The sequence below is a fragment of the Curtobacterium sp. PsM8 genome (assembly GCF_030433875.1).
Classification (GTDB): Bacteria; Actinomycetota; Actinomycetes; order Actinomycetales; family Microbacteriaceae; genus Curtobacterium.
In genome coordinates this window covers 71,896-82,382 of record NZ_JARUXD010000006.1, presented here as the reverse complement: position 1 = coordinate 82,382, position 10,487 = coordinate 71,896, and the positions used below count along the sequence as shown (strand labels likewise).

Genomic DNA, 10,487 nt, shown 5'->3' with positions numbered 1-10,487 from the left:
GCCCCCGGCGCCCCCCCCCGGCGGGGCGGCGCCCCCCCGGCCCCCCCCCCCCGCCCCGGGCGGGCCGGGCGGCGGGGGGGGCCCCCCCCCGGGCCCCCCCGTCCGGTTGTCCACAGGCCGGGTGACCGCGCGTCACGGGGCTCGGGCTCGCCTCTAGGATGGTCCGCATGGCCGACGGCAGCTCGTTCTCGATCACCACGCCGATCTTCTACGTCAACGACGTGCCCCACATCGGGCATGCGTACACGGAGGTCGCCGCGGACGTCCTCGCGCGCTGGCACCGCCAGCGCGGCGACGACACCTGGCTGCTCACGGGCACCGACGAGCACGGGCAGAAGATCCTGCGCACCGCCTCGGCGAACGACGTGACCCCGAAGGAGTGGGCGGACCGTCTGGTCACCGACGCGTGGAAGCCGCTGCTCGACACCGTCGACGTCGCGAACGACGACTTCATCCGCACGACCGACGAGCGTCACGAGCGTGGCGTGACCGCGTTCCTCCAGAAGCTCTACGACGACGGCTACATCTACGCCGGCGAGTTCGAGGGCTTCTACTGCGTGGGCTGCGAGGAGTACAAGCAGCCGAGCGACCTGGTCCCCGGCACCGGTCCGTACGAGGGCCAGCAGGTCTGTGCGATCCACTCCATCCCGGTCGAGGTCCTGGCCGAGCGCAACTACTTCTTCCGGATGTCCGACTTCGAGCAGCGCCTGCTCGACCTGTACGAGTCGAACCCGCAGTTCATCCAGCCGGAGAGCGTCCGCAACGAGATCGTCTCCTTCGTCAAGCAGGGCCTGCGTGACCTGTCGATCTCGCGGTCGAGCTTCGACTGGGGCATCCAGATCCCGTGGGACTCCGACCACGTCCTCTACGTCTGGTTCGACGCGCTGCTGAACTACATCACCGCGCTCGGCTACGGCACCGACGACGACGAGGCCTTCCAGCGCCTCTGGCCCAGCGTGCACATCGTGGGCAAGGACATCGCCCGCTTCCACGCCGTGATCTGGCCCGCGATGCTCATGGCCGCGGGGCTCCCGGTGCCGGAGCGCGTGTTCGGCCACGGCTGGCTGCTCGTCGGCGGCGAGAAGATGTCCAAGTCGAAGCTGACCGGCATCGCCCCCAGCGAGATCACCGACACGTTCGGCTCCGACGCCTTCCGCTACTACTTCCTCCGCGCGATCACCTTCGGGCAGGACGGCAACTTCAGCTGGGAAGACATCTCAGCGCGCTACCAGGCCGAGCTGGCGAACGGCTTCGGCAACCTGGCCTCCCGCATCGTCGCGATGCTCAACCGGTACTTCGACGGTGCCGTCCCGGAGCGCGGCGAGCTGACCGAGTCCGACGCCGCGGTCGACGCCCTCGCGCAGGCCGTCACCGAGCGGGCCGACGCGTCGATCGCCGCGTTCGCCCCGCACGACGCGATCACCACGGTCTGGGAACTCGTCGACGCCCTGAACGGCTACATCACCGAGCAGGAGCCCTGGGCCCTGGCGAAGGACGACGCCCAGCGCGAGCGACTGGCGACCGTGCTCGTCACCGCACTCCGGGGCCTCGGCACGGTGGCCGTGCTCGTGTCCCCGGTGATGCCGAAGGCGACCGAGAAGCTCTGGGCCTCGATCGGTGCCGGCGGGACCATCGCCGAGCAGCGCATCGACCGCGCCTGGGAGTGGCAGGGCTCGGAGACGGTGACGCCCCTCGCGGCCGGGCTGTTCCCGCGCATCGAGCAGCCGGAGCAGGGCGCCGCGTGACCGACGCGCACGTCCGCGCTCGCGGCGGCGACGGCGGCGGGCAGAAGCGGGACCTGACGTACCCGCCGTTGCCGCAGGCCCTCACCGTGCCGGTGTACGACAACCACACGCACATGGAGATCGCCGACGGTGTCGGCGACGGCGGCGACGGTCCGCTCGACTACCGGGAGCACCTCGACCGTGCCTCGAGCGTCGGTGTCCGCGGAGTCGTGCAGGTCGGCACAGACCTCGCCACCTCGCAGTGGTCGGCGTCGATCGCGGCACGGGAACCCCGGGTACTCGCCGCGGTCGCCCTGCACCCGAACGAAGCCCCCGTCCTCGACGAACAGGGCCTGCTCGACGAACACCTGGCCGGCATCGCCGAGCTCGCGGCCCTGCACCGGGTCCGGGCGATCGGAGAGACCGGGCTCGACTTCTTCCGCACGGGTGACGACGGCCGGGCGGCGCAGATCCGCTCCTTCGAGGAGCACATCCGCATCGCGAAGGACCACGACCTGGCGCTGACGATCCACGACCGGGACGCCCACGACGCCGTGGTCGAGGTCCTCGAGCGTGTCGGGGCCCCGGAGCGCACGGTCTTCCACTGCTTCTCCGGCGGTCCGGAGCTCGCGCGCCTGTGTGCCGAGCGCGGTTGGTACATGTCGTTCGCCGGCACCGTGACGTTCAAGAACGCGCAGAACCTGCGCGACGCCCTGCACGTCGCACCGCGCCACCTGATCATGGTTGAGACGGACGCACCGTTCCTCACCCCGACGCCGTTCCGCGGTCGGCCGAACGCGCCGTACCTGATCCCGCACACGCTGCGGTCGATGGCCGAGACGCTGGGGACCGACGTGTCGATGCTCGCGGCGCAGATCACCTCGAACACCGAACTGGTCTACGGCATGTGGGACGCCGAACCCGTCACGGTGGTGCAGTAGCCGTGGGTGCGCTCCTCGGCCCGGCGGAGATCCGGGAACTCGCGGCGACGCTCGACGTCACGCCCACCAAGAAGCTCGGCCAGAACTTCGTGCACGACGCCAACACCGTCCGACGCATCGTGTCGATCGCCGGCGTCACGCCCGAGTCGGCGGTGCTCGAGGTCGGGCCCGGGCTCGGGTCGCTGACCCTCGGCCTGACCGAGACCGGCGCTGCCGTGACGGCTGTCGAGATCGACGCCCGGCTCGCCGCGCACCTGCCGACGACCGTCTCCGCGATGCAGCCCGACGCCCGCCTGACCGTCGTCCACCAGGACGCCATGCAGGTCTCGGCAGAGGACCTGCCCGTCGCGCCGACGCACCTCGTGGCGAACCTGCCCTACAACGTGTCCGTGCCGGTGCTCCTGCACCTGCTCGCGACCTTCCCGTCCCTGGTCCGGTCGCTCGTCATGGTGCAGGCCGAGGTCGGCTACCGCCTGGCCGCCGACCCGGGCAGCAAGGTCTACGGCTCCCCGAGCGTCAAGGCCGCCTGGTACGGGTCGTGGCGGATCGCCGGACAGGTCAGCCGGCAGGTGTTCTGGCCGGTGCCGAACGTCGACAGTGTCCTGGTCGGCTTCGACCGGCACGAGCCCCCGGGTGACGAACAGCTGCGATCGCGGGTGTTCACCCTGGTCGACGCGGCGTTCCAGCAGCGTCGGAAGATGCTCCGCCAGGCGCTCTCCGGTGTCCTGGGCGGCAGCGCGCACGCGTCGGAGGTCCTCGAAGCCGCCGGCATCGCGCCGACCGCCCGCGGCGAGGAGCTCGGCGTCGACGACTTCGTGCGTCTCGGCCGCACCGTCCTCGCGGCGGCCGGCACGAACGACTGACCGACGCCGCCCGACGGACGCGACTCAGCCGACGGACGCGCCCCGTGCCTCCAGGGCGGCGACGAGCGCGTCCGGATCGCCGCAGCGGAACCGCAGTGCACGCTTGCCGCGGACGGTGACGTGCACGCCCAGCCCGTTGTCCAGCAGGATCGCGGTCCCGCTCGGGATCAGGCGGATGCCCCAGCCGCCCGAGTTCAGGCCGTTCATCTCCATCGGCGTCACCGACGCGATCCGGTCGAGCGGGATGCGGCGTCGGTACCAGAACGGGGTGACGCGGACCTCCAGCACCTCGTCGACGCGGATCGTCTGTCGCATCCGGACGACGCCGATGCCGAGGACGACCGTCACGACGAGTGTCCCGAGGAGGACCGCGACGTCTCCGGGACCGAGGCCGTGACCGGGTGACGGCGGCAGGACGAGCGGGAGTGCGACCGCGGCGACCGCGATGGCGATCACGGCGATGCCGACCACAGGCATCAGGCGTCCGGACGGCAGGGCTTCCTCGTACGGTGCTGGTCGCATCCACCCATCCTGACATGCCGGAGCAGCACGATGTTCTACATGTCAGGACGGCGGAGTGGGTCAGTGCTCGCGCGCAGCCATCATCTCGAGGATCTGCTGGTGGTTCCCGTCGCGCTCGGCCCAGCGCAGCGGCTGGACGTTCTGCACCAGGATCTCCGGAGTCGCACCGGACTCGACCAGGCCGACGACCTCGTCGATGAACGCGTCGAGCGGCATCCCGCCGAAGTCCTGCCCACCCATCAGGTCGGTGGCGACGGCCGGCGGCGCGAGCTCGAGGACCTCGACCGACGAGCCGACGAGCTGCTGCCGGAGCGCCTGCGTGTACGCGTGCACGCCGGCCTTGGTGGCGCTGTAGGTCGGCGTGGCGGTCAGCGGCACGAACGCCAGACCCGACGACACCGTCATGACCGTCGCATTCGGGCGGCTGAGCAGGTGCGGCAGGAACGCGTCGATCAGCCGGATCGTGCCGACCAGGTTCGTCTCGACGATCTCGACGGCGTCCGAGATGTGCGCCGGGTCGCGGAGGTCCTCGTTCCGCATGATGCCCGACATCGTCACCAGGGTGTCGAGTGCGGGGTGGGCGGCGAGGACGGTCTCGGCCGCCTGCTGGATCGACTCCGCGTCGGCGACGTCGACCTGCACGGTGTCCAGGCCGTGCTCGGCGGCGATCGAGTCGAGGAGGGCCTGGCGACGGCCGCCGACGACGACGGTGCTGCCGGCCTGCTGCAGGCGGAGCGCGAGGGCCAGGCCGATGCCCGAGGTCGCGCCGGGGATGAAGACGGTGCTGTTCGTGATGTCCATGACCACCACGATGCGCCGTGCGGGTCGGGGCAACCAGAGCGCGGTCATCGGGGGACCGGCGCTCCCTGGCTCCGGCGTGATCGACGCAGCAGACTGGGGGCATGGACCGTGCAGCCCTCGCCGACTTCCTCCGCCGCCGACGGGAGCTGCTCCGCCCGGAGGACGTCGGGATCGGGGCCGGCGCTCGGCGGCGCACCCCGGGCCTCCGTCGTGAAGAGGTGGCGGCCCTCGCCGGCATGTCCGTCGACTACTACACGCGGCTCGAACAGCAGCGCGGCCCGCAGCCGTCGGAGCAGATGGTCGCCGCGATCGCCCGTGCCCTCCGGTGCTCGCTCGACGAACGGGACCACCTGTTCCACCTGACCGGGCAGAACGCACCCGTCCGGATGCACCGCGCCGACCACGTCGACCCAGCGATCCTCCGCGTGCTGGACCGGCTGGCGGACACACCGGCGATCGTCGTGAACCACCTGGGGGAGACCCTCGTCGAGAACCCGATGGCGGCGGCGCTCCTCGGCACGTCCGTGGGTCTGGCCGGCAACGAGCGGTACCAGGCGTGGCGGTGGTTCGTGAGCGGCACCGAACGGGCGAAGTACGCGGCCGAGCAGCACGAACACCTGGGCCGAGTCGTCGTGGCGTCGCTCCGGGCCGCGGTCGGCCTGGCCGGGCCCGGGGACCGACGGGCGACCGAACTCATCGCGGAACTCGAACGGCGGAGCCCCGAGTTCGCCGAGCTCTGGGCCCTGCACGAGGTCGCGAGTCGCTGGTCGGACAACAAGACCATCGTGCAACCCGAGCTCGGCCGGATCACCGTCGACTGCCAGGTCCTGCACACGGACGACCAGGCGCAGGCGCTCCTGCTGTTCACCGCTCCCGCGGGCAGCGAGGACGCGCAGAAGCTCGAACTGCTCGGAGTCGTCGGCCAGCAGTCCTTCGACGCTTCGGGTGCGCCCCACTGAACTGGTATCCTGGCGGTGCAGGACGCCTCCGGGCCTCCCGCACCCAGCCAACGCCCCGCCGAGTGCGGGGCGTTGTGTCGTGGGGGCAGCAGTGTGGTGCGCCTGCAACACCACGTCACACACCTGGCAGGTGCGACGACACCGTGCCTAGGGTGGTGCGGTGAGCACTCCGCGCGTGTACGTCATCCACGAGAACCCCGAGTGGTTCCCGCCGCTCGCCGCCGCCTTCGAGGCCGAGGGCGTCCCGGTGCAGGAGATCCTCCTGACCGAGGGGCAGGTCGACCTGGCTGCCGAGCCGGAGCCGGGCGTCTACTGGAGCCGCATGTCGGCCAGCAGCCACACCCGCGGGCACGAGTACAGCAAGGAGTACACCCGGGCGCTGCTCGGCTGGCTCGAGCGTGCCGGCCGGCAGGTCGTCGGCGGCAGCCACGTCCTCGAGCTCGAGGTGTCGAAGGTCGCGCAGCACGGTCTGCTCCGCGCCGCGGGCTTCGACGTGCCCAGGACGACCGCGGTGTTCGGCACGACGACGCTCAAGCAGTCGGCGGCCACCTTCACCGGGGGCCAGGACGTCCCGTTCATCACGAAGCACAACCAGGGCGGCAAGGGCCTCGGCGTCCGCCGCTTCGACTCGCTGGCCGAGTTCGACGCGTACGTCGACAGCCCCGAGTTCGAGGCGCCGGTCGACGGCATCACGCTGCTGCAGGAGTACCTGACGGCGCGCGAGCCGTTCATCACCCGGGCCGAGTTCGTCGGTGGCGAGTTCGTCTACGCGGTGCGCGTCGACACGAGCGCCGGCAGCTTCGAGCTCTGCCCGGCGGACGCGTGCGAGGTCCCGCAGACCATCGCGGGTGCGGTGTGCGACGTCCCGGGTACCGACGGCGGTGCCACCGAGACGTTCTCCGTCCGCACCGAGGTCACCGCGGACCACCCGCTGGTCCAGCAGCTGCGCGGCTTCCTCGCCGACCAGCGCATCCAGATCGCCGGCGTCGAGTTCATGGAGACCACCGACGGGCGCACCGTCGTGTACGACATCAACACGAACACGAACTACAACCCCGCCGTCGAGGCGGTCGCGCCCGCCTCGGGGCCGCGCTCGATCGCCCGCTTCCTCGGCGGCCTGCTCGACGCGGAGTACGCGGCCGCCGCGGCACACGCCTGACCTGACGAGGCCAGCCGCCCACCCGGCCCCGGCCGCACCGTCCCGACCATCCACCGGACGGGAGGCCCGCCCCACCACCCGGGGCGAGCCTCCCGTCCGTCCCTCCTCACCACCCAAGGAACCTCCCCGTGCGATTCGGATACTGGACCCCGCTCTTCGGCGGCTGGCTGCGCAACGTCGACGACGAGCAGATGCCGGTCACGTTCGACTACGTGAAGCTCCTGGCGCAGCGCGCCGAGCGGATCGGGTTCGACCTGACGCTCGTGCCGGAGCTGAACCTCAACGACATCAAGGGCGTCGCGGCGCCGAGTCTCGAGGCGTGGGCCCTGGCGGCGGCGATCGCGGCGACCACCGAGCGCCTCGAGATCATGGCGGCGATGCGTCCCGGGTACCACCTGCCGGCCGTGACCGCGAAGCAGGCGGCGACGATCGACGACATCTCCGGCGGCCGGTTCACCTTCAACGTGGTGAGCGCCTGGTGGGCGGAAGAAGCACGGCAGTACGGCGGCATCTTCTCCGAGCACGACGACCGCTACAAGCGCACCGCCGAGTTCGTCGAGATCCTGAAGGGCCTGTGGCGGGACACCCCGTACAGCTTCCACGGCGAGTACTACGACGTCGAGAACGCCCACCTCGAGCCGAAGCCGCGCGTCACCCCGCGCATCTACGCCGGCGGGGAGAGCGAGGCCGGCAAGGCGAGCATCACGCACTACGCCGACGCCTACCTGACCCACGGCGGCACCGTCGAGGAACTCCGGACGAAGATCGCCGAGATGCGTCAGCGTCGCGAGGACGCCGGGCTGCCGCCGTTCGAGGCGTTCGGGATGGCGGCCTACGCGATCGTCCGCGAGACCGAGGAGGAAGCGCAGGCCGAGCTGGCCCGCATCACCGACGTGCAGCACGGCAAGGCGTACGAGTCGTACCAGGACTTCATCTCGAAGTCGCAGCTCGAGTACGTCCCCTCGCTCGAGGACTACTCGGTGTCGAACCGGGGCCTCCGTCCGCAGTTCGTCGGCACGCCGGAGCAGGTCGCCGCGCGGATCCGCGAGTACGAGGACGCCGGGGTCGACACGCTGCTGCTCCAGTTCTCACCGCAGCTCGAGGAGATGGAGCGCTTCGGCGAACAGGTCATCCCGCTCGTCCGCGCGTCGGTGCCGGCCGACGCCGAGGCCGAGGCCGAAGCCGAGGCGGTGTCCTGATGGCCGCCGACGACGACTGGGCCTTCGAGACCCGGCAGATCCGGGCCGGCTTCAAGGCCGACCCGGGCTTCGGCGGGAACGTGCCGCCGATCGCGCAGACCGCCGCGTTCGTGTACCCGTCCGGCGAGGACGCGGCCGACCGGTTCCTGCTCAACGCACCGGGGCACACGTACTCCCGCGTGAACAACCCCTCGGCGGCGGCGCTCGAGCGTCGGATCGCCGACCTCGAGGGCGGGATCGCGGCCCTGGCGCTGGCGTCCGGGCAGGCGGCGACGTCGTTGGCGGTGCTGGGCCTCGCCCGAGCCGGGGACCACGTCGTCTCGAGCGCGTCGCTGTACGGCGCGACCTACACGCTCTTCGCGTCGACCCTGAAGGACCTGGGGATCGCGTTCACCTTCGTGCAGGACCCGACCGACCTGGACGAGTGGGCCGCCGCCGTGCGCCCCGAGACCCGGGCGTTCTTCGGGGAGTCGATCCCGAACCCGCGCGGCGACGTCCTGGACTTCGCCGGGGTGGCCGGGGTCGCTCACGACGCCGGGGTCCCGCTGATCGTCGACAACACCATCGCGACGCCGTACCTGGTCCGTCCGATCGAGCACGGCGCGGACATCGTCGTGCACTCGGCGACGAAGTACCTCGCCGGACACGGCAGTGCGATCGCCGGGCTCATCGTCGACGCCGGCTCGTTCGACTGGGCCGCGTACCCGGAGAAGTACCCGCAGCTGACGACGACCGAGCACTCGGGGTTCTCGGGTACGAACTTCGCCGAGAAGTTCGGGCGCCGCGCCTTCATCCAGCGCACCCGGTCGAAGCTGTCGGCGGACCTCGGTCCGGCGATCGCCCCGTTCAACGCCTTCCTGGTGCTGCAGGGCATCCAGACCCTGTCGCTCCGGATGGACCGGCACGTGTCGAACGCGGCGACGGTGGCGTCCTGGCTGGACGGGCACGAGCAGGTCGAGCACGTGCACTACGCCGGCCTGCCGAGCTCGCCGTGGCACCACCTGCAGCAGCGCTACGTGCCGAAGGGACCGTCGAGCGTCCTGGCGTTCGACCTCGCCGGTGGGGTCGCGGCCGGCCGCCGGTTCGTCGCCGCGCTGGAGCTCTTCGACCACGTCTCGAACATCGGTGACGTCCGGTCCCTGGTGGTGCACCCGGCGTCGACCACCCACGTGCAGATGGCCCCGTCCGAGCGCGCGGCCGCCGGTGTCGGCGAGGGGCTGATCCGTCTGTCGATCGGCCTGGAACACATCGACGACGTCATCGCGGACCTGCGGCGCGGGTTCGCCGCGGCGGCCGACGCGACCGGAGCCCGACCCGGACGGGGATAGGTTGGTCGCATGACGTCGACGCCCGCTCCGGATCGGGTGCGGACGCGCGCACCGGGCAAGATCAACGTCCACCTGTCCGTCGGTGCGCTGCAGGACGACGGGTACCACGACATCGCCACCGCCTACCAGGCCGTGTCCCTGTACGAGGACGTCACCGCCGAGCGCGCCGACGACTTCTCGGTGCGGTTCACCGGTCCGATCGACACCTCGTCGGTGCCGACGGACGACACGAACCTGGCGATCCGCGCCGCCCGTCTGGTCGCCCGGACCGCGGGCCACCGCGGCGGCGTGCACCTGACGATCGACAAGCAGGTGCCGGTCGCCGGCGGCATGGGCGGAGGCTCGGCGGACGCCGCCGCGACCCTCCTGGCCGTCGACACCCTGTGGGGCACCGGCCTCGGGCGGGACGAACTGCTGCGCCTGGCGGCCGAACTCGGCGCCGACGTGCCGTTCGCCTTCGCCGGGGGCACAGCCGTCGGCACCGGTCGTGGTGACGAACTCAGCCCGGCGCTGGCGAAGGGCGAGTTCCACTGGGTCCTCGCGCTCAGCGAGACCGGTCTCTCGACCCCGGCGGTGTACCGCGCCCTCGACGAGCACCGGGAGCGCTACCGGGCCGACATCTCGCCCGCACCGCGCACCCCCGTCGTCGAGGCGCAGGTGCTGCAGGCCCTCCGTGCCGGCGACGCCGAGCTCCTGGCCGAGAACCTGCACAACGACCTGCAGGCTCCCGCGATGCGTCTGCAGCCGGCACTGGCGGAGACGCTGGAGCTGGGGGAGCGCTCCGGTGCCCTCGCCGGACTGGTGTCCGGCAGCGGGCCAACGGTGGCGTTCCTCGTGCCGGACCGCGACGCCGCGCTCGAGGTGCAGGTCGCGCTCAGTGCGTCCGGCTTCGTGGCACTGCGGGCCCACGGTCCCGTGCACGGCGCCCGCGTCCTGCACTGACGGCGGACGGCGACCGGACCGGCCGTCGACCGGACCGGACCGGACGTCG

The 10,487-nt window shown here is 71.6% G+C and carries 10 protein-coding genes; 8 read left to right on the top strand and 2 right to left on the bottom strand.

The annotated features are described in order from the left end of the window. The first annotated feature begins 167 nt into the window (after positions 1-167). The 3 genes from metG to rsmA are packed head-to-tail and all read left to right on the top strand — an operon-like array spanning position 168 to position 3,528. Complete coding sequence (gene metG, locus QCD68_RS02530; protein WP_253464344.1) at positions 168-1,745, top strand: methionine--tRNA ligase; 1,578 nt, start codon at positions 168-170, stop codon at positions 1,743-1,745. Next, a complete protein-coding gene (locus QCD68_RS02525) occupies positions 1,742-2,665 on the top strand; it encodes a TatD family hydrolase (protein WP_301221897.1) in 924 nt (307 codons plus the stop codon). The genes metG and QCD68_RS02525 overlap by 4 nt, the downstream gene beginning before the upstream one ends. Before the next feature lie 2 nt (positions 2,666-2,667). Next, positions 2,668-3,528, top strand: coding sequence for a 16S rRNA (adenine(1518)-N(6)/adenine(1519)-N(6))-dimethyltransferase RsmA (gene rsmA, locus QCD68_RS02520; RefSeq protein WP_301221896.1), 861 nt, complete (start codon positions 2,668-2,670; stop codon positions 3,526-3,528). A 24-nt stretch (positions 3,529-3,552) separates the two neighbouring features. Here rsmA and QCD68_RS02515 read toward each other — a convergent pair whose 3' ends face one another. Both QCD68_RS02515 and QCD68_RS02510 read right to left on the bottom strand, forming a co-directional pair. Next, positions 3,553-4,050, bottom strand: a complete 498-nt coding sequence (locus tag QCD68_RS02515; RefSeq protein ID WP_301221895.1) for a hypothetical protein — start codon at positions 4,048-4,050, stop codon at positions 3,553-3,555. 60 nt (positions 4,051-4,110) lie between these two features. After that, positions 4,111-4,851, bottom strand: coding sequence for an SDR family oxidoreductase (locus QCD68_RS02510; RefSeq protein WP_301221894.1), 741 nt, complete (start codon positions 4,849-4,851; stop codon positions 4,111-4,113). A 101-nt stretch (positions 4,852-4,952) separates the two neighbouring features. Here QCD68_RS02510 and QCD68_RS02505 point away from each other — a divergent pair, with 101 nt between their 5' ends. From QCD68_RS02505 to QCD68_RS02485, 5 genes are all read left to right on the top strand, one after another. Continuing rightward, a complete protein-coding gene (locus QCD68_RS02505; protein WP_301221893.1) occupies positions 4,953-5,810 on the top strand; it encodes a helix-turn-helix transcriptional regulator in 858 nt (285 codons plus the stop codon). A 160-nt stretch (positions 5,811-5,970) separates the two neighbouring features. Beyond that, the gene (locus QCD68_RS02500; protein ID WP_301221892.1) at positions 5,971-6,969 is read left to right on the top strand and encodes an ATP-grasp domain-containing protein; all 999 of its coding nucleotides are present in this window, start codon (positions 5,971-5,973) and stop codon (positions 6,967-6,969) included. Positions 6,970-7,097: 128 nt separating this feature from the next. Next, positions 7,098-8,168, top strand: a complete 1,071-nt coding sequence (locus QCD68_RS02495) for an LLM class flavin-dependent oxidoreductase (protein WP_301221891.1) — start codon at positions 7,098-7,100, stop codon at positions 8,166-8,168. Then, positions 8,168-9,496 carry an O-acetylhomoserine aminocarboxypropyltransferase/cysteine synthase family protein gene (locus QCD68_RS02490; RefSeq protein WP_301221890.1) on the top strand — a complete coding sequence of 443 codons (1,329 nt, stop codon included), beginning with the start codon at positions 8,168-8,170 and terminating at the stop codon, positions 9,494-9,496. The genes QCD68_RS02495 and QCD68_RS02490 overlap by 1 nt, the downstream gene beginning before the upstream one ends. A 9-nt stretch (positions 9,497-9,505) precedes the next feature. Continuing rightward, complete coding sequence (locus QCD68_RS02485; protein ID WP_301221889.1) at positions 9,506-10,438, top strand: 4-(cytidine 5'-diphospho)-2-C-methyl-D-erythritol kinase; 933 nt, start codon at positions 9,506-9,508, stop codon at positions 10,436-10,438. Positions 10,439-10,487: the final 49 nt, after the last annotated feature.

Excerpts from the sequence above, each read along its gene's own strand:
- QCD68_RS02515 (WP_301221895.1), bottom strand. The coding sequence starts at position 4,050 with ATGCGACCAGCACCGTACGAGGAAGCCCTGCCGTCCGGACGCCTGATG.
- QCD68_RS02510 (WP_301221894.1), bottom strand. The coding sequence starts at position 4,851 with ATGGACATCACGAACAGCACCGTCTTCATCCCCGGCGCGACCTCGGGC.
- QCD68_RS02485 (WP_301221889.1), top strand. The coding sequence starts at position 9,506 with ATGACGTCGACGCCCGCTCCGGATCGGGTGCGGACGCGCGCACCGGGC.
- QCD68_RS02505 (WP_301221893.1), top strand. The coding sequence starts at position 4,953 with ATGGACCGTGCAGCCCTCGCCGACTTCCTCCGCCGCCGACGGGAGCTG.
- metG (WP_253464344.1), top strand. The coding sequence starts at position 168 with ATGGCCGACGGCAGCTCGTTCTCGATCACCACGCCGATCTTCTACGTC.
- QCD68_RS02490 (WP_301221890.1), top strand. The coding sequence starts at position 8,168 with ATGGCCGCCGACGACGACTGGGCCTTCGAGACCCGGCAGATCCGGGCC.